Genomic DNA, 23,995 nt, shown 5'->3' with positions numbered 1-23,995 from the left:
GCTACTGTACATAATGCCTGGTTCGTTCAAACGCGCCTTCGAGGTCCTTAATCTGCTGCGGAGCTCCCTCGAGGCCGACCGACAGCCGGATCAGGCCGGTGTCAAATCCCTGGTGGCGAAGAGTTTCTTCGTTGCCCGGTTTGACCGGGGAGGTAACGAGACTTTCAAATCCCCCCCAGCTCGTGCCGATGCGAAACAGGCGCAGCTCGTTGATGAAGCGTGCCACGTTTTCAAAGCCGCCGTCCTTTAATTCAAAGCTGAGCAGCCCGGACAAGCCGTAAAACTGCTGGTCGACCAGGGCACTGGCTTCCTTGTTCACCGACGGATGGTGAATCGCTTTTACTTCGGGGCGGGTCTGCAGAAAAGAAATAACCTCTGCGGCGTTGCTTTCATGATTTCTCATCCGGAGCGGCAGTGTACGCAGCCCCCGGATGACCATAGAGGCCTCCATCGCAGACAGCACCGATCCGAACAGCTGATAGCCGTGAAAAAATAACTTTTTAATAAACGCCCGGCTTGCGATTACGGCCCCGCCGAGCACGTCACTGTGGCCGCCGATATACTTGGTTAACGAATGCACGACAATATCCACGCCCATGGTTAAAGGCTTTTGAAAAAGCGGGGTTGCCCATGTATTGTCCATCATCGTGGTAATGCTATGTTCTCTGGCCATGGCGACGGCCTGTTCTATGTCGATGATCTCCATTGTCATTGTTCCGGGGTTTTCCATATAAATGAGGACGGTATTTCGCTGAATGCAGTCCTCCATGCTTCTGTCCGAGTCCTTCGTCCAGACCGTATAGGCAATATCAAAGGAAGACAGGTGCTCGATCAGCTGCAGGGCCGGCCCATAGGTGTGATTCAAAAACAGCACGTGATCGCCGGGGCGGAGAATCGTCATCCAGGTGCTGCTGATTGCTCCCATGCCGGAGCCAAAGCACTTGCAGGCCCCGCCGCGCTCCAGGGCAGCGAGCTTCTGCTCGAGCACCTCGACCGTAGGGTTGGTGCCCCGGCTGTACACGTGGCGCTCGTTTTCATGCACCTGATCCTCGGCGAATGCTTCAAATGTCGGTTTGGTGAAAAGACTCGTCTGATAAATCGGTGGCGCCACGGCGTGGTAGGGATTTCCTTCATTGTCGCCGTCCCCCATGCAAATTTCTTCGTCCGTTAATTCCATTATGCAACCCTCCAATGAGTCATGCTGTCTACCTATCATATAGGTTAAAATATTCTGATAAATTAAGCAAGGTTTTTTTATTTCCCGGCACATTTCCTTTCATACGGCAATTCAAGTTATAATAAAAAGAAGAACAACGCTGAAGGGTGGTATTCCTTAGTGAAGGCTATAAAAAAACAAAAGCTGTCTGCCCAGGTGGTGGATGAAATATATGCGTTTATCAAATCAGAAAAATTAAAGGAGGGGGACCGCCTGCCAAGCGTCAGCGATATGTCGGATAAGCTGCAGATCGGCCGCTCGACGCTGCGGGAGGCACTGCAGATCCTCGAGTCCCGGGGTGCCATTCAGGTGATTAACGGCAAGGGCATTTTCGTGAACGAGCTGCGCCCGTTTTATATTCATACGATGTTTGATATCGAGAACGAACAGCGGTTTCTGCTGGAAATTCTTGAGGTGCGGGAGGCGCTGGAGAAAAAGGCGATTGACCTGGCGATTTCAAATATTCAAGAAAAGGATATTAAGCAGCTGCAAGCGTATTTAACGGAATATGAAGAAGCCATCAGCCACAATGACCGGAAAACGGCGAACCAGGCGGATGCATCCTTTCATGAATACATCTATCAGCTGGCAGATAACGATTTTCTTAACAGCATCATTAATTCCGTGGGTGACCAGTTTGAACAATTCTGGAACGAGCCCTTTGGCATTGAACATATCTTTGATGAAAGCTACCCGTACCATCATACGTTACTGGAGGGGCTGGCAGAGCAGGATATTGAAAAAGCCCAGAAAGCCTTTGACCTGCTGATTCAATCGGTGCGCCGTGCGATTAAAAATGTGCAGGTGGATTAAGAACTAATCAAATTTTCAATAGAAAGCGTTCTGTTTAACATACTCTAAAAAATAGTAAGACAAGAAAAAGCGCCTGGATGGTATCAGAATCCAGGCGCTTTTTCTTTTGAAAACACTAAGTGTTTGTGTGTAACTAATGATCTATATAATAGAAAAAGAAAAGAGAAGAAGAATTTCCGTTTTTATTTTGTAAACGGTTTCTTATCTATTGTGAGAGTTTTTGTCTTATGATTTTAACCAGAGGAGAGGTCACCATGCTAAATGAAAGACAACGTAATTTACTACAATTTTTAATTAAAAAAAGCACGCCGACAAAGATGGGTGAACTGGCAGACTTCTACAATGTAAGTGAAAGGACGATGCGCAATGACGTGAATGAAGTAGAGTATTTTGTGAGCAGCTTCCAGGCTGACATTCATCGTGATAAATCCCAGGGTATACTAATCAATTTAAAAGAAGCCGACAAGCACAAGATTTTTCACTCGGTTCAGGATATAGACGAATTTCACGTAAGACTCTCTCCTTTAGAGCGGATGATGACGATTCTCGGCATGCTCTTTCAAACAGGAAGGCCCGTTAATTCTAAAGAAATGGCTGCATTGATGCATGTGACAAGAAGAACCGTACTTGAAGATGTTAAAAAGCTTTCGGAATTTCTTCAGCCTTTTCATGTGGATGTTGAATACGAAAATAATAAAGGATTTCTTTTGAAGGGCACAGAGCTGAATATTCGTCGTTCCTACAAGCAGCTCTCCAATCAGTTTGGAGATGAAAAAACTCTTGAGTGGCTGACCCAGCATATGGAGGATTCCTCCGAAGATATCGAGCAGCTCAGAAAAGAACTGCTTTCTCTTTTACAGCAATCAATGCCGGAATTAACGGATTTAGCTATGCAGGGGATTATCATTCATGTTGTTTTGGCTATGCAGCGCTTAAAGCAGGAAAAAACGATTACATTTCCAGATATCGATCAATGGAATATTAGAACGTATAAAGAATTTGAGATTGGCAAAAAAATTGTAAAGCTGCTGGAAGCAAAGTTGGATAAAAGTCTGTGTGAAGACGAAGCTGCCTTCATTACACTCCATCTACTTAGTTCAAAAACCCTGCAGTCTATTGAAACCGATGAAGATCACAGACTGCTTGCGCTGATAAAAAAAATGGTGGCAAAAATCAGCTTTCAAAGCGGGATTGACTTCATGGATGACGTGCAGCTGGAGCAGGGGCTGCTTGTACATTTGAAGCCAGCTATTTATCGGCTCCAGTTTCAGCTTGGCTTAAATAATCCGATGACGGACCAAATCATGGAAGAATACAGCAGGCTTTCGCAATGGGTGGAGCAGAATCTAAATGAAATTGAAGAGGAATATAATGTTGCTTTCAATATAGACGAAGTTTGCTTTTTAACACTGCATTTTGGGGCTGCTACTGAGCGGATGGAGTCTAGAAGCAGAATGAGGGTGCTGCTTGTATGTGGAAGCGGGATCGGAACTGTTCAATTGATGAAAAGTCGTCTCAAACGATTATTTCCGGAAATTATTGTTGATAGAGTTATTTCCTACTTTCAGCTTCATCAGGACAGAGAACTTTCAGAAGTTGATTATATCTTTTCTACTATGCCCATAGAAAACATCGACCTTCCTTCAATAATGATTAACCCAATGATCAATGAAACAGATCAGCAAAAAATAACCGACGTTCTAATAAAAAAACAAGAAAGGAAGTCTGGTCCAGTGCTTGAAAAAGTCTTAAAACCTGAATACATCCAATTGGATATTCCAGCCGAAAACTGGAAGGAAGCGATAAGAATCGGCAGCACTCCATTAGTAGAAAATCAATTGATCGAGCCAAAATATATAGAAGCGATGATTCAGATGGTTACAGATAATGGCCCATATGTAGTTCTCGATGAGGGGGTGGCTATGCCGCATGCAAGACCGGAAGAAGGGGTGAATGAATTATGTTTAAGCTTTCTTCGTCTGTCCAACTCGGTTAATTTTGGCCACGAATCCAATGATCCCGTGAAGCTGATCTTCTGCTTAGGAAGTACGGATGCTGAGACGCACTTACGGGCTTTGAGGCAGCTGGTGACGGCTCTTAACGAAGAAAAATCCAAAGAAATCTTTTTAAAGGGGAGCAAAGAAGAAATCTGGCAGGTTATCAACGAAGCCAGCCTGCAGTAAAAGGAGGGAGAAAACATGAAAATCGCAGTAATCACGAGCGGAGGCGACGCCTCTGGCGTCAACGCAGCCCTGTATCATTTAATCAGCCGGGAGCACGAATATATCGGCTATCATTCCGGTTTTGAAGGTATTGTGAGAAATAAGCCAATACCAATCACTCAAGAGGATATAGAGCCGGTGATGCATAGCGGGGAGCTTTTGATTAAGAGTGGGAGGAGTGATGTTTTAAAAACAGCGGATGGAATAGAACAAGTAAAAGCAGCTCTTAAAAGCCAAAATGTCGAGGTGTTGGTGGTATTCGGCGGTGACGGCTCTGCCCAGGGAGCTAAACTGCTGATAGCGCATGGAGTAAATGTCATACACATTCCAATGACGATAGACAATGACATTCCAGGTACGGACTATACCATCGGTCATAAAACGGCTATCGAAAATGTTTATCACCAAATTGGGCATTTAAAGCAGACCGGGCGGAATCTGGAGGGACGCATTTTTATTGTAGAAACGTTCGGAGGGATGTCAGGCCAGCTGACATTAGCAGCAGGGATAGCAAGTGGAGCGGATATCGTATTGCTGCCGGAATATCAAATGGATATAGAAACCATCGCCCAGCGAATTACCGAACTGCAGGAGGCCGGGCAACAGACGATTATCATTTTGTGTACAGAATCAGCTTTTGAGCCCGAACAGTATAACAATGGTGACCAGGGCGTTGTGGCAAAAATCAGTCACTTGTTGGAAAAGAAGCTGAAAGTGCGAATACGGCAATCAATTTTAGGCTATACGCAACGATCTGGGAACCCGAATATAGAGGATATTCTATTGGCTGGAATATTGGGGGATTTTGTGAAAAAAAGCGTATTACAACACGAATTCAATTTTATGGCCGGAATGAAGAAAGGAATTCCTGTAATGCTTCCGTTAACGGTTTCAGGTAAAGGAGAGGCCCCATTATTAATTCAGGAATTTGTAGAAATAGCAGAAAATAAAAAACTAATACTTGGAGAAAGAAGGAATAAATGATGGCAAAAAAACCAGAAATTTTAATGGTATGCGGTGCAGGTCTTGGGAGCAGCTTCGCTTGCGAGATGAGTGTAGAGGATGTATTAAAAGAAGAAAATATTGAAGCAAAGCTTTCCCACTGTGATATTTCCACAGCCACTTCAACTCCGGCGGACGTGATTCTGACAGGTGCCAATTTTGAATCGCAATTTAAGCAGTATGACATTCAAACACCTATTATTTATTTAAAACGCATGGTGGATAAAAACGAAATACGTGAAAAGCTGCTTCCTGAATTAGAAAAATTATAATAAGTGCAGGACAAGGGGGAGGTTCAGCATGCAGGTACTACAGTTTATTGTTAATGACATATTAGGCCAGGCCTCGATCATCGTAGCTTTGGTCGCTATGGTGGGTTTAATAGCATTAAAAAAATCAGTAGGTCAAATTATTACCGGTACTATGAAAACGCTTTTAGGTTTTTTGGTGCTGATTGCAGGAACGGAAATATTAGTAGGTACACTTGGCTTTTTAGGAAATGTGTTTCAAGAGGGCTTTAATATTCAAGGTACTGTAACAGATGTGAATGCCATTGCCGGTATTGCCCAACAAATTGTCGGCCGGGAAACAGCTCTCATTATGGTGCTGGCATTTGTGATAAATATTATTATCGCAAGATTTACCCGGTTTAAGTATATTTTCCTGACTGGCCAGGCATCGTTGTGGATGGCCACCGTCTTTGCATTAGTAGGTTATATGGGAGGACTAAGAGGCTCATTGCTTATTATTTCCGGCGGTCTGGTAGCCGGCATTATGGCAGTGCTTATGCCGGCTATAGCTCAGCCAATTGTACGCAAAATCACAGGCACAGATGATTTAGCCCTGGCTCACTATTGTACCTTTGGATATATTGTTCAAGCTGGGGTGGCAAAAGTCGTTGGTAACAAAAATAGCTCTACAGAGAATTTTAACCTGCCAAAAAGCTTTGAATTCATGCAGGATACTTATCTTTCGATGATGGTAGTGATGGTGCCTGTTTATCTAATACCGACTTTTGTAGCTGGGCCGGCGACTGCAGCAGAATTCACGGATGGCACAAACTATATCGTTTATGCATTTCTGCAGTCTATCCAATTTGTAGCAGGGGTTTATGTAATACTATCCGGGGTTCGTCTTTTATTAGCAGAAATCGTGCCGGCGTTTCGTGGTATTGCTATTAAAATTGTCCCGAACGCAAAACCAGCGCTCGACTGCCCGGTGTTATTTCCTTACGCCCCAAATGCTGTGATCATTGGTTTCTTGGCCACCACAGCAGGAACGATTGTCGGCCTGCTTTTCTTCCCAGTGGTGGGACTGGCTTTAATTATTCCTGGTATGATGACGAACTTTTTTGCCGGAGGAACCGCTGGTATCTTTGCGAATGCCGTTGGCGGCATCCGAGGAACGGTGATCGGGGGAATTGCCCACGGATTATTCATTACACTTCTTCCGGCCATTTTCGTTACGGTGCTTGGAGGATATGGCATCGACAACGTGACGTTCAGTGATTCTGATGTTATTACGATAGGAATCTTATTAGGCTGGATACTGGAACTGTTTAATTAAAGGGGTGAAAAACTATGGGTCTGTTTGATTGGCTGAAAGGAAAATCAGAAACAACGGATAGCACAAAGACTGAAATCAATGTGGAAGAAAAGAAGCAGGAGATTGAAAATTTGAACGAAGTGTTAGTAAATACGGAAGACACAGAAATGATAAAAGAGCATCTTAATCAGCTGGGAAAAATTCATTTTGAAATTGAAAATATTTCAGAAGCTATCGATTCCTGGGAAAAAAGCCTGGAATATTATGATAAACCCGGATACCCGCACGGAAAGCTAATGGAAGCATATACAAAGAAGCAGACAGAAGCGTGGAAACACGGAGATGATCAGGCAAGTGAAAGATATGCGGAAAAAATTGATGCCTTAATGAAAAAGAATAAAGATTCAATTCGGTACAATTAATAAAAATAGAGGAGTGGATGATATGTTAGTACCATTGCATGAAATTTTAGAGGAAGCGAAACAAAAAGGGTATGCTGTCGGTTCATTTAATCTGCACTGTATGGAAATGCTCCCATCTTTTATCGAAGCAGCTGAGGAAACGAAATCACCTATTAGTATTCAGATCTCTGATGGTACGGCTAAATACATTGGATTGGATCTGATTGTGGCTATGGTACGCACCCTGGCTGAAAAAGCAAGTGTGAAAGTGGCTCTTCATCTGGACCATAATAGCGATGTTGCTTTTATTAAACAAGCGATTGAAGCAGGATTTACTTCAGTAATGATCGATGGGGCGGATCTGCCTATTGAAGAGAATATTGCTGTAACTAAAGAAGTGGTCGAGTTTGCCCGTAAATATAATGTCTCGGTAGAAGCGGAAGTAGGCGCGATCGGCGGGACCGAGGACGGAGTAAGTGTAGAAGGTGAAGTTGATTTTACTGATCCTGAAGAGGCAGCATATTTTTACAAACAAACGCAGGTAGATTCTCTAGCTATTTCTATAGGCTCTTCTCATGGCCAGTACCGGTCGAAATCAACCTTAAACTTTGAAGTGCTTGAGAGCGTTAATAAAATGATAGACGCCCCGTTAGTGTTGCACGGGGGGACGGGAGTCTCCTACGATGATATACAAAATTTAATTAAATATGGTATCGCCAAAATTAATATAGGAACAGAGTTAAACGTTCGATACATCGAAGAAGGTAAAAAGACGTTTACGGAATCAAAGCTGGATAATTCTTTACGAAAGGTATTAATCCCATGCAACAATAGAATAAAAGAAATTGTCAAAGAAAAAATCGAAAAATTCAGTAAAGTTACTTCTCAACAATAAAAAATGCTGGCAGATAATAAAGAATCACTTTCCCATTTAAAGGAGAGTGATTCTTTATATGGGAAATAAGCAGTACGATTAACTGTCCAAAGCTGCGTAAAAATTGTATAATATTAGAAATATCAAAGGCGAGAAAATTGTTAATACTTTAAATTGCAGGAGGGAATAAGTTGAGAACAGGAGATTTGTATCGGTGCTCTATTGATCAGCGTGTGTATCAAATCTTAAGAATCGGGAAAACTATTGTTTTTATGAAGGCGGGAAATATTATCCGGCCGGTCGCTTTAACGTCTGAAAAAGAAGATTCTATTCCCGGGTATCAGAGGCTGGCCCGGAAGAAAGCAAAAGCAGGAGGTTAAAGCATTTCCTGCCCCTGCCCGGATGGCCGGTAGGAGCAGGTGCGGTTGCGGCCAAGATGCTTCGCCTGATATAAAGCGTCGTCCGCAGCGCTGTATAAAGCGGATATATCCTGCCCGGGGGCTGGATACGTGGCAGTGCCAATCGAGATGGTGATAGATAGAGAGCTGGGATGATTAGCGACCCTGAATGGTGTTTGTGCCACGTCGCTACGTACACGTTCAGCGATTGTTAAGGCGTGGGTCTCGTCGCAGTCATAAAGAAGGATTCCGAATTCTTCACCGCCGATGCGAAAGGCCTGATCGTCAGGACGGATAGAAGCAATAAGCACTTGGCTGAGCTGCTTTAATACGGCATCTCCTTCAAGGTGACCGTGTGTATCGTTAATGCTTTTAAAATAATCGATATCGAGTACGAGCAGCGAAAGAGGGCGGGAGCTGTTGGTGTATTCTCTCTCTGCCTGTTGAAGCATATCCTGAAAGGCACGCTGATTGTAAAGGCCGGTCAGGTTGTCTCTGGAGGCTTGGTACTGATAGTGACTGAACATCCGGCTTACTCTGGTAAGGTGAAGAAACATGTAAACAGCGATCAATGTTCCTATCAGGGTAGCGATTGAATATATTGCAGAGGCTGAAGCCCAACTGTTGAATGGCAGTAATAAAGAGAGCAGGACAGCCATATAAATATTTGTAAGCAGAACGAGCCAGGCAGACCGGATCCATACGCTTCGTACATACATATGTAAAACTCCGCCGGCAAGCACACTGGCAGCGATGAATACTAAAGCGGCTACTGAAGAAATGCTGAGATCAAACATCAGCCGGCCGGCCATAATAATGGCACCGGCTATAATTGTGGGAATCCAGCCGCCAAATACAGCCATGAGAATAATAGGAATTACGCGGAGGTCAATAATAGTATTGCCATCCAGCGGAATACTGTACACAAGCAAAATCACACCGAGCAGACCGCTGGCGGCTCCAGCTGCAGCTTTTTGCTTAAATGAAGAGGATGAACTGAGAGGTGCTTTGTAAAACAAGCGGTGAAACAAAAAAATAAAAGATATAAGAATAGTAATATTAATAAAGAATCCGGATAGCATAAAATCCTCCACGACTACTCGTTTTTCCGCAGACAGTAAGCTGAAAACTCTATCTGCCGGGCAGGCTGACTTGATCCTAATCATACCACCATTTTTACACAAAACCACTTTGTGTAAGTAATCCAGCATCAATTAAGTAAAAATGGCATTTTAGCAAAGATGCTTCAATTAGTTATTTAGAACTAAATTATCCAAAGATGTTTATTAAATAAAAGAAGATTAGCCTTGCTGTTTAAGTAAATTGGCTTTCCGTCCGATAAAAGATATAGATATTGAAATACTGAATGCCTGGAAAATGGAATTTTTGAAGAGGTGAATGTGGTGGACCTTACTTATGAATCGTACAGCCCATGGCTGGTGGTGCTGTCTGTATTAATTGCAGTGCTTGCTTCCTATACATCCTTTCATGCAGCCGGACGCTTAAAAACGTCCAGTTCGAAGCATAAAGCTGTCTGGGCGATGAGCGGAGGGCTTTGTCTTGGCGGTGGCATCTGGTCGATGCATTTTATCGCTATGCTAGCGCTCGATATGGGAATGACGGTTACATATGACTCGCTGCTGCTCGTTCTGAGCATCGTGTTTGCGGTAGCTGCCAGCTGGCTTGCCTTTTTCATTCTTTTATTTTTTAAGCCGAGTGTTCAATGGCATCTGCTTGGGGCTGTGTTTATCGGAAGCGGTATTGTATCGATGCACTATATCGGTATGGCTGCCATGCAGATGAATGCCGAGATTCAGTACAATCCGCTGCTTGTAGCGCTGTCAGTCGTTATTGCTTATCTGGCTTCGTTCACCGCTCTGCGGCTTCTTTCAGCTGTACCTTCTATCCGGAAACGCCTGTGGCAGGAATTCGGCTTTATCGGGAGCTCCCTTTTAATGGGGGCCGCTATTTCCGGAATGCACTATACGGGTATGGCCGGAGCGACGTTTGAACATGGAAGCGCCGGGATGGCAATGGACAGCGGCACTGTTCACACAGAGATTTTGTCCATTTTTATCGGTATCGGCATTATGACGATTTTAATTATTACGATTATTGTGGCCGTTTTTGACCGTCAGATCGAATTTAAAAAGAATCAGCTGGATTATATCGATGATTTGTACCGGGGCATTATTCATACGGCCAATGATGCGATTATTACGTCCAATATGGACATGATGATTGTTTCTTGGAATGCTGCCGCTGAGCGTATTTTCGGGCATCGGCGGGCGGATATTATCGGCGAACCCCTTTCGACAATTATTCCAAGTGCGTATCAGAGAAGGGTGGAGTATTTTCATAAAACCGGCGAGGAGGTGGAGCATGCTTCACTTGTGGAGCTTGAAGGGCTGCACCGCGAAGGCCACACATTTCCGCTCGAGCTATCCTTTTCCCGGCAGGGCACTGGAGAGCAAAAGGTATATACCGGGATTGTCCGCGACATTTCGGAGCGGACCAGGCAGAACGAGCGTATCCAGGAGCTGATTTACCGGGACGATTTAACTCGGCTCCCGAACCGGCGTATGCTGAATGAACACCTCACCCATATGCTTGAGCAGCGGAACCAGGAGAACCTGGCTGTACTTTTTGTCGACCTGGACCGGTTTAAAAATGTAAACGATGTCTACGGTCACCGTATTGGTGATGAACTTTTAATCATTGCAGCTGACCGGATGAAAAAGCTTCTGCGGGAGACAGATTTTCTGGCCAGGCAGAGCGGAGATGAATTTGTCATTATTCTACCGGAGTCGACCGGCTACCGGGCCGGAAACACGGCTCATTCGCTGGTGGAGAAATTGAATGAGCTGATTACTATAGAGAAAAACGAATTGTTTATTTCCGCCTCGATCGGCATCAGTGTGTATCCGGAGGACGGAGAAACGGCAGAGGATCTGTTAAAGCATGCCGATACAGCGATGTACAAAGCGAAAAGCAGCGGCGCAAACCAATACTGCTTTTTTACCTTGGATATGAACGAAGAGGTATCCAAAAAAATGCTGCTTGAGTCCGGGCTGCGCAAGGGTATTCTCAGCGAAGAATTCCTGCTGTATTATCAGCCGCAGGTGGATGTTGGGAGCGGAGAGATCAAGGGCTATGAAGCGCTTGTGCGCTGGAGACACCCGGAGCTCGGGATGGTGCCTCCGGGAGAGTTTATTCCGCTTGCCGAAGAAACGGGACTGATTATTCCGCTCGGGCGCTGGATCCTTCAGGAGGCGTGCCGGCAGATGGCAGAATGGAAAGCGGCCGGAAGCACGGTGGACAGAATGTCGGTGAACATTTCGACCCTGCAGTTTCAGCAGCCGGACTTTTTGAAGATGGTGACGCAAATTCTGGAAACAACCGGCCTGCCTCCGGAATACCTGGAGATTGAGCTGACCGAGAGCATCGTGCAGGATCCGGAACGATCAGTGCCGCTCATGGAGCAAATACGGGCCAAGGGCATTCGCATTTCCCTGGACGACTTTGGCACCGGCTATTCGTCGCTTAGCTATCTGAAGGACTTTCCGATTAATACGCTAAAAATTGATAAAACCTTTATGGACAGCATCGAAGACGGCCAGCGCGAGGAGGCCATCGTGGAAACCATTATTCATATGGCCCAGCGCCTCGGCTTTAACGTGATCGCAGAAGGTATCGAAAAGTGCTCGCAGCTGCGTTTGCTGTCGGAGAAATCCTGCCAGGAGTATCAGGGCTATTACTTCAGCCCACCGCTCCCGGCCGAAGCGATTGAAGTGCACAGGGAGCAAAGAGATGAAGAACGCACATCTTAATAACGTAGGAAAGCCCGAGCAGATAGAAGCTGCCCGGGTTTTTTTGTGCTTTATCACGTCAGCCGCTCAATGACCTCCCGGTGCTCGGGATAAGCGGCGGTGAGCTCGTCGCGCGTAAGGAGCTCAAAGTCGGCAAAATCAAAGCCGGGAACCACGACACAGCTGACCAGCGCGAACTGCTCCGAGGTTCGGACTTCAGCGCCGAAAATGGTGCCCTTCGGTACCACGCCCTGAAGCACCTCGCCATTTGCGGCATTCGGTCCAAGCGTCATGATTTCACGGTGCCCGCTCTCCGGGTGAATCATATGCACGTCAAGCGGAGCGCCGGTATGGTAGTACCACATTTCGTCCGACTCCAGCCGGTGCAGTCGCGATGGCTCGCCGGAGCGGACGAGAAAATGAATGCTCGTGTACTGGGCACGGTTCCTTCCGTCCGCTGTAGTAACAGCTTCATCTGATTTCATTGTCTGCCGGAAAAAGCCGCCCTCCGGATGCGGCTCGAGCTGCAGCTGGGTGATCCAATCATCAGCATTATGCAAAACAGGTGCCTCCTTTATTTATTATATGTTTTTAAGCATAAAGGCTGGGGACGGGAAATGAAATGAGTGCCGGGAAATTGCCTCTGTTTTTCCCGCCGCGCCCGGTGGTATATTGAAACGTAATAGGATACACCACCATGAGGAGGAAAACGATGAACATTGCAGTTTATCAAATGGATATTGTGGCCGGAGACCCGGAGGTGAACCGGCAAAAGGTAAGCCATTGGCTCGGGGAGCAGGAGCTTGAGAACGTGGACCTGGTCATGCTTCCGGAAATGTGGACGACGGCATATACGCTCCCGGAGCTCTGGGACATTGCCGAGGATCCCGTGGACAGCGAAACGATCCGCTTTTTAAAGGACGCAGCGAAGCGCTATCACGTTCATATCATGGGAGGATCGATGGCAGTAAAAGAAAACGGAAAGGTATACAACCGGGCCGTTGTGATAAATAACATCGGCGAACTTGTATACGACTATGACAAAATACATCTCGTGCCGATGCTGAACGAGCCGGCCTATTTAAGTGGCGGGCACGACCCGGTGAAGGTGTTTGAGCTGGATGGTGTGAAAATGGGAGTGGTGATTTGCTATGACCTTCGTTTTCCGGAAATCATCCGCAGTCTCGCCCTGCAGGGATGCGAGCTGCTGTTTATCCCGGCAGAATGGCCGGACAGCCGCCGGAGTCACTGGGACGTGCTGAGTACGGCGCGAGCGGTGGAAAATCAGATGTATGTCGTGACGTGCAATCGTCCGGGCTCGTACGACGGCATCACGTTTGCCGGCTCCTCAGCGTTTATTGACCCGTGGGGCAACGTGCTGCAGAAGGGCAGCGTAGAGCACGAAGAAACGCTCCGGGAAACTCTGCACCTGTCCAATGTGGCAGACGTCCGCAAAAACGTTCCTGTTTTCGACAGCCGGGTGCCGGACTTGTACGAATAACCATGTTTATGTAAAGGAGAGGGATCAGCCTATGAAAAATCATCTGACGTTACGTGAGCAGTCCTCCGGAAAAGAAATCAGTGTGGATGTAAACCGGGTATTTAACGCCGGGTATGCAGGGAGCGATCAGGAGAAGGTGCAGGAGCATATTGATGAACTCGCCAAGCTTGGCGTGCCGACACCTGAAACGACTCCGACCCTTTATCCGATTGCCAACAACAACCCGACCACGGATGATACGATCCAGGTTCAGCACGGAGAAACGAGTGGGGAAATCGAGTACGTATTGATTTGGGCAGAAGGCGGGCTTTACGTCACCGTAGGGAGCGACCACACCGACCGCAGGCTGGAAACGTTCAGTGTGCCGATGTCCAAGCAGGCGTATCCTAATATTATTGCACGGGACGTATGGAAGTATTCCGACGTGAAGGACCACTGGGACCAGATCACCTTTACCTGCTGGGCTTCCTCTGGAGAAGAAAGGGAGCTGTACCAGCAGGGGAAGTTGACCGATCTAATGAGGCCTGAGGAATGGGAGCCGCAGTTTGAATCAATGCATGTAAATTCGCAGGGAAATTTCTTTTTTTCAGCGACAATTAACACGGTAGCTAAATCCCTGGCGTTTGCCGATTACTATGAATTTGAACTGCACGATCCAGTCCTGAATCAGACAATTCGCCATGCGTACCAAGTGGAGCAGCTGCAGCAGCCAATTGAATGATAGAAGAAAGGCGGCGGTGAATGATGGACCAAAACCAAAGCGATCTGTTGAAAAAAGGCGTCCAGCGGCGGGTGTTGTGGGGAGCTATTTTTTTAATGGCGACCTCCTCCATCGGCCCGGCATTCTTAACGCAGACGACCCAATTCACATCTCAGTTTCTGGCGAGTTTTGCTTTTGCCATTTTAGCATCGATTATTATTGATATAGGCGCTCAGTTGAATATCTGGCGGGTGCTGGTTGTCTCAGGGAAACGGGGACAGGATGTGGCAAACATGGTGTTTCCGGGCCTCGGCTACTTGGTCGCAGCCCTCATCGTGCTCGGCGGTATTGCCTTTAACATCGGAAACGTAGCCGGTGCAGGTCTTGGCATTAACGTGCTGTTCGGCATTTCCCCGGAGGTGGGGGCGGTGATCACCGGCGTGATAGCGATTATCATTTTTACCGTGAAGAGCGCAGAAAAAGTCATTGATATTTTGATTCCGATTCTGGGTGTAGTGATGATCGTCATGGTAGGCTACGTCATGATCACGACGAATCCGCCGGTTGGGGAAGCCGTGGTTCGCAGCGTGTTCCCGGAGGATTACGCAGCGCTCGTGCTTCCGGTCGTAACGCTTGTCGGCGGTACTGTGGGCGGCTATATTACCTTCGCCGGTGCCCACCGGCTGATCGACCGTGGATTTCAGGGAAGAGAAGCCCTGCCGCTCGTGACAAAAGCCGCAAACTTCGGTATCTTAACGACCGGGATTATGAGAGTGCTTTTATTTCTCGCCGTGCTGGGTGTCGTATCCGCAGGGTATACGCTTGATGAAGGTAACCCGGCAGCTTCTGTGTTTCAGATCGCTCTCGGCGACGTTGGGTATAAAATATTCGGCGTGGTGCTGTGGTCGGCTGCGATCAGCTCCGTGATCGGCTCGGCATATACGAGCGTTTCATTTATCCGTTCCTTTCATCCGCAGCTTGAAAAGTATTATAAATGGCTGATCGTCGGCTTTATTGCTTTTTCAACGATCGTGTTCGCTATTGTTGGCGAACCGGTCACATTGCTAATCGTGGCCGGCGCATTAAACGGGTTAATTCTTCCATTAACCCTTGGATCGGTGCTTTTGGCATCCAGGAAAAAATCCATTGTCGGGGACTACAGGCACCCGGCATGGATGCTCATATTCGGAATTGTCGCAGTGCTGGTCACCTTGGTCGCAGGGTTTCTATCGCTTCAGGGAATTGCAGACCTGTGGCAGTAGAATGTTAAAAGAAGCATACTGCAGAGAGGGTTGGGCATACTCATGCTATAATATAATGAAGCAAGAAGAAAGGAGGGAACCGCATGCGGTATAGATCCACGCAGCAGGTTCGCGATACGATAAAGCGGAATGAATATCTCGTTTCCGCCGTGGAGCAGGCGCGTTCCTATCCCGAGGAAATGATGCAGCGAAACCGTCCGAGACTCCCTGAAGAAGCGGAAGCCCTGGCACGAATAAAGAAAGAACGGGGGTTGTTCTAATGACTGCGGTTTCGTATGAGGAAAGCGAATAGGTAAATAGCCGATATCGGGAAACGGACCTAGATGTATTATGGAAGCATAATAGAGGAGATTAACATTCCAGAACTGGATATGGAACCGGTGGTTAATTAGATCGATCCGTTTTAACTGAAAAAAGAGCCCCTATGCAAGGGCTCTTTAGTTTAAGGACGATGATAGTATCGTTTCCGCAGCTCTTCTTGGTCTTCCAGACGGGCATGCACATCGGTTTTTAAAAAAAGTTTGGTCCCAGGGTGTGGAACGGGAGTGAGTTTGCCGTTTTGGATTAGCGTGCCAAGGCGCTGCATGCTGATGCCGAGAATGTCGGCCGCTTCCTGTTTCGTATAACAGTAATCATCGAGCAATTCGGACAGTTCGTTCTTATTCATAGGTCATCTTCCTTAATTGCCAGGTATAATAGAGCTTTACAATGTAGAGAAGGTAGGCAGTGCCAAGCATCGCAAGGCCTGCCGCCTCGAATACACCGAGCTGCGGAAAGTCCGAACGGGAAACATACCAAACGGTTAGAAGCAGTAGCGCCAGCTCGTTACGCCAGGCTTGTCGGAACCAGTTTTTCATTGTATACTGTGATTAAGGATGGGGGAGCGTACTCCCCCTTGGTTACTAGCGCCGTCTTCTCGTAGAGCGAGAGCGGTGCTTTTTTTGTGTTTCCTGCTCGTGTTTTGCCTGCTGACGTTTCAGTTGCACATCGTAGTACAGGCTCATCGTGAACAAGAAGGTGAGAATGAGAGTGAATACATTCTCCACGATATCCTTAACCACTATTTTCCCTCCTTTCTGCTTACTAATATACTATAGGTATTTATAAAAATAAATATGAGAAGAAGAAAAAAATAATAGCGGTGATAGGAGGATGGGCGAGTATTTTGGTTCATTTGCACGTTTGCCCGCCTCCTTGGAAAGGAAAGAGCCGGGAAGAGACGTTTCATACTATACAAAAGAAGGATGATACCAATGCCAATATACTGCAAACGGCTCCATAAGAAAGCAGATACGGACGACGGCTACCGGATTTTTGTCGAGAAGGAATGGCCGAATGAAGTCGAAGAGGTGCGCGCTGATATTCATGAATGGGTGGATGGCGTTGCTCCGTCGAAGGAGCTCCAGAAGGCGCTTGAAGACGAGCCGAAAAAGTTTGAGAGCTTCAAGGAAGCATACAAGGCAGAGCTTGAGCAGGATGAGCTCAAGCGCGAGGAATTGCAGCGCCTGAAAGAAATTGTACGGATGCAGGACAAGGACGTGACGCTCGTATTTTCGTCGGAGGACGTAAAGCGAAATCACGCCTGGGTGCTGAAGGAAATTCTCGATCAGCAGCCGGCGCATCCGAGAGAGTAATACGAAAGCCCGCCTACAGCAGGCGGGCCTGAAGCGTGGAGACGACAAGTCCCCACGCTTTTTTTGCGGTGCTTTTTCGTCCGACATGGGTAAACGCATGAATGGTTTTTGGGAACATCTGATACTCTGCGGGCACGCCCTCCCGTTTTAAGCGCTCCGCGTACCGGAAGGCTTCCCGGGCGAGGGAATCATATTCCGGGGTGAACACAAGCGTCGGTGGCAGCCCTTCGAGTGATTCCGCATGGAGCGGGGAAATATACGGGTGCGCAGCGTTCTGGCTCGTTTCCAGGTAGCTTGCCGTGAACAGATCCGCGACAAAAATGGGAATCGCTCCGGGAAAGGACGGTTTTTCGCGGGGATCGGTCGCGAGGTCAAGAATTGGCGAGTCCAAAATTTGAACTGCCGGCATCGGTGCGCCGGTGTCGCGTAAAAGCAGCAGCGTTGATGCGGCAATGTTGCCGCCGGCACTGTGCCCGCCAAGGGCAAAGCGCTCCATATTCAGCCCGAGCCGCTCCTCCTGGGCTTGCAGCCACATGAGCACGTCCCGGACTTCAAATATAGAGAACGGAAACCGGCTGCGCGGGGCCAGATGATAATCAATATTTACAACCACACAGGGCGTGAGCTCGGCCACGTGCCGGCCCCAGCCTTCATCATCGGCATAGCTGCCCATGAAAAAGCCACCGCCGTGCAGGTTTACAAATACCGGAAGAGCCTGGCCTTCGGCTGCTTCGGGATAATAAATGTGTACGGGCGTCGCGCCAGCCGCCGTTTCCACGATGTAGGAATCCGTGCGGACCGTATATGCCGCGGGCGGGGTAATGTGGGTCGGCGAATAGCGGCGCATTCGTATTTGAAACGCGCGTAGAAGCGCGGTCAACAGATAGGTTCTCCATGCAGGCATCGGCGCCACTCCTTTCTTCTCTCTATGTGCCTATTCCTGCCGCGGGCGGTTGTTAAGCTAAAAATTGGACAATGTAAAAAATCAGCCGGCGCTCTCATCAAGAGTACCGGCTGATGCTGTGTTATTTTCGTTTAATTCCAATCGAGCGACCGGCTTTGGCGGGCCAGCTTTCCGGAGTAAGAACCGGAAGGCCGGCAAAGCTCTGCTGAAGCGTTTTGGGGAATGGGGCAGGGCGGCCGGCGGCCTGATCCATTCCCATGACCATTTGTTCGCTCGTGGCAATCGTTTCGTTCTGCTTATTCTGCATCTCAAACCACAGATGCAGCCGCTTGGCGTCCTGGTCGAGGATCATCGCTGACACAGCGAGCGGCTGGTCCTGGTGGGCCTCCGCCAGATACATCAGGTGCGTCTCGAGGGTGAATACGGTGTACTTCTCCTGTTCGATAAAGCGGGCGGTCAGGCCGGCGTCTTCAAGCAGCGCGTCCAGCGCGCGGCTGAAAACAACAGCGTAGGCCGCATCGTTCATGTGCCCGTTGTAATCCACCCATTCCTTTTCCACGCGCCCGTTCCATACGGTATGGTTATCTGTCATGGCTCTCCACCTTTTCAGCCGGCCAGTAGCTGCCTTCGTGCAGCAGGTTCATCAGCTTTAAAAGAAATTCATCGCGGCGCTCTTCAAGCTCGGCGACGCTTTTATCCCCGGACTGCTCCTTCGTGCCCTCGATCACTTTTTCGCTCAGCTCCGGAGTGAGCTCTGGTGCTTCCAGCTTGGTCCACGGCGCTTTCAGAGCCGGGCCGAACTGCTCGAGCATGTGGGTCATACCTTTGTCCCCTCCGGCCAGATGAAAGGTCAAAAACGGTCCCATCAGCGCCCAGCGGAGACCGGCGCCGTAGACGATCGCTTTGTCGACTTCCTCGGTGGTGGCGTGGCCGTCATTAACGATGTGAAGGGCTTCCCGCCAGAGGGCTTCCATCAGGCGGTCGGCAATATGGCCGTCCACCTCGCCCTTCATCACAAGCGGCTTCATGCCGGCAAGTTCATATATCGCCTGCGCATGCTCCATTTCGGCACTCGTGGTCTGCTCACCGCCGGAGAGCTCCACAAGCGGGAGCAGGTAGACGGGATGGAACGGGTGGGCAACGATGACGCGCTCCGGATGGCGGGTGCAGTCGGTCTGCAGTGTTGTCGGCTTGTAGCCGGATGTGCTTGAGGCAATGATGGCTTCGGCCGGCGCGTGTTCATCAATCTGGGCGAGCACGCTTCGTTTGATGTCCTCGCGCTCGGGTACGTTTTCCTGAACAAGGGCAGCGTTCGAGACAGCATCTGTAATATCAGTCGTAAATGTAAGCTTATCGATGGAAGCATCGTCGTGCATGCCATTTTCCTTCAGCTTCGGCCAAAGCGACGCGACGGTGCTGTGGGTTTTTTCTTCGGCGCCGTCCGCCGGATCACAGGCGATAACGTGAAAGCCGTGCGCGAGGAAACGGGCGATCCATCCGTTTCCGATCACACCGGTTCCGATGACGGCAATAGTAGTTGTTGTTGGATTCATGAGGTCCTCCTAAAGATTTAAGATTGTTTCGTTAGGCCGAGCGTATCGCGTGCTTCCTGCGGGGTCATTGGTTCTACGTTCAGCGTTTGCAGCAGCTGCACGGCTTTATCGACGAGCTGGGCGTTTGTGCCGAGCACGCCTTTTTCAAGGTAAAGGTTGTCCTCGAGGCCGACACGGACGTTGCCGCCAAGAAGAGCTGCCTGGGCAACCATCGGAATCTGCATGCGGCCGATACCGAAAGCGGACCAGTTGGCGCCCTCCGGCAGGTGATGCCTCATATGAAGCATCGTTTCCGCATCAGCTTCTGCGCCCCACGGAATGCCGAGGCAGAACTGGTAGAGCGGATCGCCGTCCACGAGGCCTTCGCGGACAAGCTGGTTGGCAAAGCGGACGTGGCCGGTATCAAAGCACTCCATTTCTGCCTTCACGCCGCTCTGCTGAATCAGCGATGCCTGCTCACGCAGCCAGCCGGCCGGGCCGAGGTACACCTGGTCGCCGAAGTTCAGGCTGCCGCAGTCGAGGGTGCATATTTCCGGAAGATATTTTCCGACCGGAAGGTGGCGCTCCTCCGGTGTCTGTATAAAGGTGCCGCCGCCGCCGGTGGCAGGGTGCTTCTGGTCGGGAACAAAATCGCCGCCGCCTCCGGCTGTAAGGTTCAGCACGACGTCGATGTCGCTTTCGCGGACGCGCTCTACGACCTCCTGGAAGAGGGCGGGGTCAAAGCTGTAGGCTCCTGTTTTTGGATCGCGCACGTGAATGTGGGCGACTGCGGCTCCTGCTTTGGCTGCTTCGATGGCGTCACGGGCGATAGCTTCCGGTGTTACGGGAACATGCTGGCTTTTGTCTGTCGTTTCTCCGGCGCCTGTAACGGCGCTTGTAATAATTGTTTTCTGGCCCATTATTTATCTTCTCCTTTATCATTTCTCTCTATTGGAACAGCGTCGAAAATATCTCCGCTTTCGAAAAATTCGACGAGACGGCTGATCCAGTTATAATATGCGACCCATTCGTCGAGCTCTTTACGGAGCTCGGTAATTTTCTGGTCTACCTCAGCTGAACCGTCGCTTGCAGCAGCGACCTCATTGATTTCGCGCTGCAGCTTGTTGGCAAACTGGCGGTTTTTGCTGATCACTTCCCGCCAGTTTGTCGTAAACAGGGACACAAACGTCTGCACATAATCGTTTTCCACATTGTAATGCTCCTTGCGGCTGCCTTTGACATGCTCTTTTTCCGCAATGTTTAATGAAATCATCTGCCGCATCACCTGGCTCATCCGGGTCTTGCTCATTCCGGTTGCTTCGGCCAGGTCATCGAGCGTCATCGGCTCGCGGTTCATGTAAATAATGCCGAGCAGCCGGCCGATCGTTGATGACACGCCAAACGTATTCATATTGTCGGAAATGCGGTCGGCAATCTGCCGTTCGGTTTCATTCAATTGTTCAAGCAGCTGGCTTTTATCCCCTGAGGCACTCATGGCGCTCCCCCTTTATCATTCCTTCTCTGTTTTCCACGCGTCTAACTGTATCATGTTTCAAAAAAAAGACAAAAACGCAGGTTGGGCTCACTAATGGCGAAAAAGGAAGGAAATATAAGATAATGAACTATAAACTCTGTGCAATAAAAATTGCATAGATTTTACGGCGATTTTTGCGGGCTTACGCGTTTTTCCTTTTCAAAGGGCTTTCTCTATAATGAAGGACGTTGTGAACGAGTGCAGCGGAAAGACTATGGAGGAGGTACATACATAATGAGAAAAATGACGACGGTTTTAAAAGTGTCGATCGTTCTTATCCTATTATTCTTAGCGTTCGGCGTATTTTTTACTGCGCAGCTTGAAGCAGCAATGAGTGCTGCCCAGGCGTTTGTATTTGTGCATTTCGGCTGGTATTTTCAGATTTTAGTGACGCTTCTGTTAATTTTCGCCGTCTACCTGGGATTCAGTAAATACGGAAAGGTGCGGCTCGGCAAACCGGATGAAAAGCCGGAGTTTAACCGGCTCACCTGGTTTACGATGCTGTTTTCTGCCGGTATCGGGATCGGGCTGCTCTTTTACGGGGTGTCCGAGCCGATCGGGCACTTTTCGAGCCCGCCAAACGGTGAGGGCGGTGCAGAAGGTGATGCCATCCGGGGTGTTTCCTCGACGTGGCTTCACTGGGGACTGCATGCCTGGGCGATCTATGCGCTGGTAGCGCTGGCGCTCGCTCTGCAGCAGTTCCGCTACCAGGCACCGGGACTGATGAGTACGACGCTCCGGCCGGTGCTCGGCAAATATGCGTACGGCCCGGTTGCAAACGTGGTTGATATTATTGCCGTATTTGCTACATTATTCGGGGTCGCCGCCTCGCTCGGGCTCGGATCCCAGCAGATTAACGCCGGCCTGCAGTTTATTTTCGACGTGCCGTATAATCTCGGCGTGCAGTTCATTATCATGACGATTGTGACGATTATCTTCGTAACATCAGCAAGCACGGGGATTCAGCGCGGCATCAAGTATTTAAGTAACATCAACCTGAGCCTGACCGGCATCCTGCTGTTGTTTATGCTGATTGCCGGACCGACGCTCTTTTTAATTAACATGTTTGCTTCCGGCCTGTCGGATTACGTACAGAACTTCCTTGGCTGGGGACTGCGGATGGATCCGATCGATGAGCAGGAAGCCTCCTGGACGCAGAACTGGACCGTCTTCTACTGGGCCTGGTGGATTTCTTGGACACCATTTGTCGGGATGTTTGTAGCCCGGATTTCAAGAGGCCGGACAATTCGTGAATTTATGGCCGGGGTGCTGCTTGTGCCATCGATCGTTTCGTTCTTCTGGTTCAGCACGCTTGGCGGAAGCGCGATTTTCCTCGAGCTGTTTGAAGGACGCGAGGTGTCATCGCAGTCGCTCGAAACGGCGCTGTTTTATGTGCTTGAAACGTATCCGCTCGGGGGCATTATGTCCGTATTTGCCATTATTGTGGTGACGATATTCTTCGTGACTACCGCGGACTCTGCGACATTTGTGCTCGGGATGCAGACGACCGGGGGCAGTCTGAACCCGCCGGTGACGATTAAAATTATGTGGGGCGTCTTCTTTGTCTCTGTCACTGCGATACTATTAGTAGTCGGCGGCCTGAGTGCCTTCCAGACCGCGATTGTGGTCAGCGCACTGCCGCTCTCAGTCATTGTCATTTTAATGTGCGTAGGCATTGTCAAGACCTTAAACCTCGACCAAAAACGCGGACAATAAGCGCGGGCAGGAACGCAGGCTGCGTTCCTGCTCTTTTTTGCGTTATAATATAGTTTTGTCTGAAAAAATATATGTGGGGGGAAAAGAACGTATGAAAAATATAATGTATATTATTATCGGCACGCTGCTGTTTGCGCTAGCGGTGACACAGCTTGCGATGCCCAATTCCATTGCCGAGGGCGGCATTGTCGGGATGTCGCTTTTAATCTATTACGGGCTCGACATCTCGCCGAGTATTTCGACACCAATCATCTTCATTCTGCTGCTTGGTATTGGAATTCGCTATCTGCCGCGCCACATGGTGTATAAAACGATTTTTAACGTGGCGCTGTTTTCGTTTTTCATCTGGATTTTTGAAGGAGTGTACGCCCAACCGATGGAGGATCCGCTGCTTGCGGCGATTTTTGCCGGTGCCATTACCGGGGTCGGCTTCGGCTTTATTTATCAGGCAGGAAGCTCCGTCGGAGGGACATCCATTATTGCCCGTGCCTTTAACCAGCAGCTCGGCTGGGATCTGACCGGCATGACGCTCGTTCTGGACGCACTCGTCGTTATTGCAGGGATTTTCATTATTGGGCCGGTGTCTACGATGTATACCTTGATTACGCTCTACATTGGAAAGGTTGTCACCGACTTTGTGCTCGGCGGCTTTGACTCAAAAAAAGCGCTCAACGTGGTGTCTCCGTACTCGGAGCAGATCTCCGAGCGTATTACGAAGGAGCTTGCCTCGAGTGCGACCGTTTTTGACGGCCGTGGGGAGTATATGAAGGAGCAGCGCCGCGTGCTGTATATTGTGATTCACTCGCACCGTCTGCTTCGCCTGAAACGGGTGATTAAGGAAGTGGATCCGAATGCGTTCATTGTGGTGCATAACGTGAAGGACGTGTCGGGCGGAACGTTTTCGATCGGCCACGAGGAAGTGCGTTCGTAAC

The 23,995-nt window shown here is 48.8% G+C and carries 26 protein-coding genes; 16 read left to right on the top strand and 10 right to left on the bottom strand.

Going from position 1 to position 23,995, the window contains the following annotated elements; all coding sequences use genetic code 11:
• Position 1: 1 nt before the first annotated feature.
• A complete protein-coding gene (locus SIC45_RS13515; RefSeq protein WP_319632549.1) occupies positions 2 to 1,177 on the bottom strand; it encodes an aminotransferase class I/II-fold pyridoxal phosphate-dependent enzyme in 1,176 nt (391 codons plus the stop codon).
• Positions 1,178 to 1,336: 159 nt separating this feature from the next.
• Here SIC45_RS13515 and SIC45_RS13510 point away from each other — a divergent pair, with 159 nt between their 5' ends.
• From SIC45_RS13510 to SIC45_RS13475, 8 genes are all read left to right on the top strand, one after another.
• Positions 1,337 to 2,029, top strand: a complete 693-nt coding sequence (locus SIC45_RS13510) for a FadR/GntR family transcriptional regulator (RefSeq protein ID WP_319632548.1) — start codon at positions 1,337 to 1,339, stop codon at positions 2,027 to 2,029.
• Between the two features lie 254 nt (positions 2,030 to 2,283).
• The gene (locus tag SIC45_RS13505) at positions 2,284 to 4,212 is read left to right on the top strand and encodes a BglG family transcription antiterminator (RefSeq protein ID WP_319632547.1); all 1,929 of its coding nucleotides are present in this window, start codon (positions 2,284 to 2,286) and stop codon (positions 4,210 to 4,212) included.
• Between the two features lie 15 nt (positions 4,213 to 4,227).
• The gene (locus SIC45_RS13500) at positions 4,228 to 5,235 is read left to right on the top strand and encodes a 6-phosphofructokinase (RefSeq protein WP_319632546.1); all 1,008 of its coding nucleotides are present in this window, start codon (positions 4,228 to 4,230) and stop codon (positions 5,233 to 5,235) included.
• The gene (locus SIC45_RS13495) at positions 5,235 to 5,525 is read left to right on the top strand and encodes a PTS sugar transporter subunit IIB (protein WP_319632545.1); all 291 of its coding nucleotides are present in this window, start codon (positions 5,235 to 5,237) and stop codon (positions 5,523 to 5,525) included. The genes SIC45_RS13500 and SIC45_RS13495 overlap by 1 nt, the downstream gene beginning before the upstream one ends.
• 28 nt (positions 5,526 to 5,553) lie before the next feature.
• Positions 5,554 to 6,819: a PTS sugar transporter subunit IIC gene (locus SIC45_RS13490; RefSeq protein ID WP_319632544.1), complete on the top strand. Its 1,266-nt coding sequence runs from the start codon at positions 5,554 to 5,556 to the stop codon at positions 6,817 to 6,819.
• A gap of 14 nt (positions 6,820 to 6,833) precedes the next feature.
• Positions 6,834 to 7,220 (top strand): hypothetical protein, encoded by a 387-nt coding sequence (locus tag SIC45_RS13485; RefSeq protein ID WP_319632543.1) that lies wholly within the window; start codon positions 6,834 to 6,836, stop codon positions 7,218 to 7,220.
• Between the two features lie 22 nt (positions 7,221 to 7,242).
• A complete protein-coding gene (locus tag SIC45_RS13480) occupies positions 7,243 to 8,094 on the top strand; it encodes a class II fructose-bisphosphate aldolase (protein WP_319632542.1) in 852 nt (283 codons plus the stop codon).
• Positions 8,095 to 8,264: 170 nt separating this feature from the next.
• Complete coding sequence (locus SIC45_RS13475) at positions 8,265 to 8,453, top strand: hypothetical protein (protein WP_319632541.1); 189 nt, start codon at positions 8,265 to 8,267, stop codon at positions 8,451 to 8,453.
• Here SIC45_RS13475 and SIC45_RS13470 read toward each other — a convergent pair.
• Complete coding sequence (locus tag SIC45_RS13470) at positions 8,450 to 9,553, bottom strand: diguanylate cyclase (protein ID WP_319632540.1); 1,104 nt, start codon at positions 9,551 to 9,553, stop codon at positions 8,450 to 8,452. The genes SIC45_RS13475 and SIC45_RS13470 overlap by 4 nt on opposite strands.
• 321 nt (positions 9,554 to 9,874) lie before the next feature.
• On the opposite strand from SIC45_RS13470, the gene SIC45_RS13465 reads away from it, so the two are divergent.
• On the top strand, positions 9,875 to 12,301 hold the full coding sequence (locus SIC45_RS13465; protein WP_319632539.1) for an EAL domain-containing protein: 2,427 nt from the start codon (positions 9,875 to 9,877) through the stop codon (positions 12,299 to 12,301).
• A 53-nt stretch (positions 12,302 to 12,354) separates the two neighbouring features.
• Here the strand turns inward: SIC45_RS13465 and SIC45_RS13460 are convergent, their stop codons facing one another.
• Positions 12,355 to 12,840: a cupin domain-containing protein gene (locus SIC45_RS13460; protein WP_319632538.1), complete on the bottom strand. Its 486-nt coding sequence runs from the start codon at positions 12,838 to 12,840 to the stop codon at positions 12,355 to 12,357.
• A 152-nt stretch (positions 12,841 to 12,992) separates the two neighbouring features.
• Between SIC45_RS13460 and SIC45_RS13455 the strand changes: the two genes are divergently transcribed.
• From SIC45_RS13455 to SIC45_RS13440, 4 genes are all read left to right on the top strand, one after another.
• Positions 12,993 to 13,781 (top strand): carbon-nitrogen family hydrolase, encoded by a 789-nt coding sequence (locus tag SIC45_RS13455; RefSeq protein WP_319632537.1) that lies wholly within the window; start codon positions 12,993 to 12,995, stop codon positions 13,779 to 13,781.
• Positions 13,782 to 13,812: 31 nt separating this feature from the next.
• A complete protein-coding gene (locus SIC45_RS13450) occupies positions 13,813 to 14,502 on the top strand; it encodes a DUF2848 domain-containing protein (RefSeq protein WP_319632536.1) in 690 nt (229 codons plus the stop codon).
• 20 nt (positions 14,503 to 14,522) lie between these two features.
• On the top strand, positions 14,523 to 15,743 hold the full coding sequence (locus SIC45_RS13445; RefSeq protein ID WP_413645805.1) for an NRAMP family divalent metal transporter: 1,221 nt from the start codon (positions 14,523 to 14,525) through the stop codon (positions 15,741 to 15,743).
• Positions 15,744 to 15,826: 83 nt separating this feature from the next.
• Entirely contained in the window at positions 15,827 to 16,003 is a 177-nt protein-coding gene (locus SIC45_RS13440; RefSeq protein WP_319632534.1) for a hypothetical protein, read from the top strand.
• Between the two features lie 182 nt (positions 16,004 to 16,185).
• Here the strand turns inward: SIC45_RS13440 and SIC45_RS13435 are convergent, their stop codons facing one another.
• Positions 16,186 to 16,410, bottom strand: a complete 225-nt coding sequence (locus SIC45_RS13435; protein WP_319632533.1) for a helix-turn-helix domain-containing protein — start codon at positions 16,408 to 16,410, stop codon at positions 16,186 to 16,188.
• A gap of 235 nt (positions 16,411 to 16,645) precedes the next feature.
• Positions 16,646 to 16,804 carry a hypothetical protein gene (locus SIC45_RS13430; protein WP_319632532.1) on the bottom strand — a complete coding sequence of 53 codons (159 nt, stop codon included), beginning with the start codon at positions 16,802 to 16,804 and terminating at the stop codon, positions 16,646 to 16,648.
• 192 nt (positions 16,805 to 16,996) lie between these two features.
• On the opposite strand from SIC45_RS13430, the gene SIC45_RS13425 reads away from it, so the two are divergent.
• Complete coding sequence (locus SIC45_RS13425) at positions 16,997 to 17,377, top strand: DUF488 domain-containing protein (RefSeq protein ID WP_319632531.1); 381 nt, start codon at positions 16,997 to 16,999, stop codon at positions 17,375 to 17,377.
• 13 nt (positions 17,378 to 17,390) lie between these two features.
• Here the strand turns inward: SIC45_RS13425 and SIC45_RS13420 are convergent, their stop codons facing one another.
• The 5 genes from SIC45_RS13420 to SIC45_RS13400 form a co-directional block, all read right to left on the bottom strand.
• Positions 17,391 to 18,281, bottom strand: coding sequence for an alpha/beta hydrolase (locus tag SIC45_RS13420; protein ID WP_319632530.1), 891 nt, complete (start codon positions 18,279 to 18,281; stop codon positions 17,391 to 17,393).
• Between the two features lie 121 nt (positions 18,282 to 18,402).
• Entirely contained in the window at positions 18,403 to 18,873 is a 471-nt protein-coding gene (locus SIC45_RS13415; protein WP_319632529.1) for a thioesterase family protein, read from the bottom strand.
• Positions 18,863 to 19,834 carry a 3-hydroxyacyl-CoA dehydrogenase NAD-binding domain-containing protein gene (locus tag SIC45_RS13410; RefSeq protein ID WP_319632528.1) on the bottom strand — a complete coding sequence of 324 codons (972 nt, stop codon included), beginning with the start codon at positions 19,832 to 19,834 and terminating at the stop codon, positions 18,863 to 18,865. The genes SIC45_RS13415 and SIC45_RS13410 overlap by 11 nt, the downstream gene beginning before the upstream one ends.
• Positions 19,835 to 19,851: 17 nt before the next feature.
• Positions 19,852 to 20,733 (bottom strand): 3-keto-5-aminohexanoate cleavage protein, encoded by an 882-nt coding sequence (locus tag SIC45_RS13405; RefSeq protein WP_319632527.1) that lies wholly within the window; start codon positions 20,731 to 20,733, stop codon positions 19,852 to 19,854.
• Positions 20,733 to 21,308, bottom strand: coding sequence for a GbsR/MarR family transcriptional regulator (locus SIC45_RS13400; RefSeq protein ID WP_319632526.1), 576 nt, complete (start codon positions 21,306 to 21,308; stop codon positions 20,733 to 20,735). The genes SIC45_RS13405 and SIC45_RS13400 overlap by 1 nt, the downstream gene beginning before the upstream one ends.
• 273 nt (positions 21,309 to 21,581) lie before the next feature.
• Here SIC45_RS13400 and SIC45_RS13395 point away from each other — a divergent pair, with 273 nt between their 5' ends.
• Both SIC45_RS13395 and SIC45_RS13390 read left to right on the top strand, forming a co-directional pair.
• Positions 21,582 to 23,063, top strand: a complete 1,482-nt coding sequence (locus tag SIC45_RS13395) for a BCCT family transporter (protein WP_319632525.1) — start codon at positions 21,582 to 21,584, stop codon at positions 23,061 to 23,063.
• A 91-nt stretch (positions 23,064 to 23,154) separates the two neighbouring features.
• Complete coding sequence (locus SIC45_RS13390; protein WP_298787444.1) at positions 23,155 to 23,994, top strand: YitT family protein; 840 nt, start codon at positions 23,155 to 23,157, stop codon at positions 23,992 to 23,994.
• The last annotated feature ends 1 nt before the right edge of the window (position 23,995 follow it).

The sequence above is a fragment of the Marinococcus sp. PL1-022 genome, from assembly GCF_033845285.1.
Lineage (GTDB): Bacteria > Bacillota > Bacilli > Bacillales > Marinococcaceae > Marinococcus.
This window is presented reverse-complemented; position numbering and strand designations above follow the sequence as displayed.

Coding starts and splice junctions, on each gene's coding strand:
- SIC45_RS13470 (WP_319632540.1), bottom strand. CDS start 9,553: ATGCTATCCGGATTCTTTATTAATATTACTATTCTTATATCTTTTATT.
- SIC45_RS13390 (WP_298787444.1), top strand. CDS start 23,155: ATGAAAAATATAATGTATATTATTATCGGCACGCTGCTGTTTGCGCTA.
- SIC45_RS13490 (WP_319632544.1), top strand. CDS start 5,554: ATGCAGGTACTACAGTTTATTGTTAATGACATATTAGGCCAGGCCTCG.
- SIC45_RS13405 (WP_319632527.1), bottom strand. CDS start 20,733: ATGGGCCAGAAAACAATTATTACAAGCGCCGTTACAGGCGCCGGAGAA.
- SIC45_RS13480 (WP_319632542.1), top strand. CDS start 7,243: ATGTTAGTACCATTGCATGAAATTTTAGAGGAAGCGAAACAAAAAGGG.
- SIC45_RS13425 (WP_319632531.1), top strand. CDS start 16,997: ATGCCAATATACTGCAAACGGCTCCATAAGAAAGCAGATACGGACGAC.
- SIC45_RS13450 (WP_319632536.1), top strand. CDS start 13,813: ATGAAAAATCATCTGACGTTACGTGAGCAGTCCTCCGGAAAAGAAATC.
- SIC45_RS13400 (WP_319632526.1), bottom strand. CDS start 21,308: ATGAGTGCCTCAGGGGATAAAAGCCAGCTGCTTGAACAATTGAATGAA.
- SIC45_RS13500 (WP_319632546.1), top strand. CDS start 4,228: ATGAAAATCGCAGTAATCACGAGCGGAGGCGACGCCTCTGGCGTCAAC.
- SIC45_RS13435 (WP_319632533.1), bottom strand. CDS start 16,410: ATGAATAAGAACGAACTGTCCGAATTGCTCGATGATTACTGTTATACG.
- SIC45_RS13485 (WP_319632543.1), top strand. CDS start 6,834: ATGGGTCTGTTTGATTGGCTGAAAGGAAAATCAGAAACAACGGATAGC.
- SIC45_RS13495 (WP_319632545.1), top strand. CDS start 5,235: ATGGCAAAAAAACCAGAAATTTTAATGGTATGCGGTGCAGGTCTTGGG.
- SIC45_RS13420 (WP_319632530.1), bottom strand. CDS start 18,281: ATGCCTGCATGGAGAACCTATCTGTTGACCGCGCTTCTACGCGCGTTT.
- SIC45_RS13455 (WP_319632537.1), top strand. CDS start 12,993: ATGAACATTGCAGTTTATCAAATGGATATTGTGGCCGGAGACCCGGAG.
- SIC45_RS13440 (WP_319632534.1), top strand. CDS start 15,827: ATGCGGTATAGATCCACGCAGCAGGTTCGCGATACGATAAAGCGGAAT.
- SIC45_RS13415 (WP_319632529.1), bottom strand. CDS start 18,873: ATGACAGATAACCATACCGTATGGAACGGGCGCGTGGAAAAGGAATGG.
- SIC45_RS13505 (WP_319632547.1), top strand. CDS start 2,284: ATGCTAAATGAAAGACAACGTAATTTACTACAATTTTTAATTAAAAAA.
- SIC45_RS13445 (WP_413645805.1), top strand. CDS start 14,523: ATGATGGACCAAAACCAAAGCGATCTGTTGAAAAAAGGCGTCCAGCGG.
- SIC45_RS13395 (WP_319632525.1), top strand. CDS start 21,582: ATGAGAAAAATGACGACGGTTTTAAAAGTGTCGATCGTTCTTATCCTA.
- SIC45_RS13410 (WP_319632528.1), bottom strand. CDS start 19,834: ATGAATCCAACAACAACTACTATTGCCGTCATCGGAACCGGTGTGATC.
- SIC45_RS13515 (WP_319632549.1), bottom strand. CDS start 1,177: ATGGAATTAACGGACGAAGAAATTTGCATGGGGGACGGCGACAATGAA.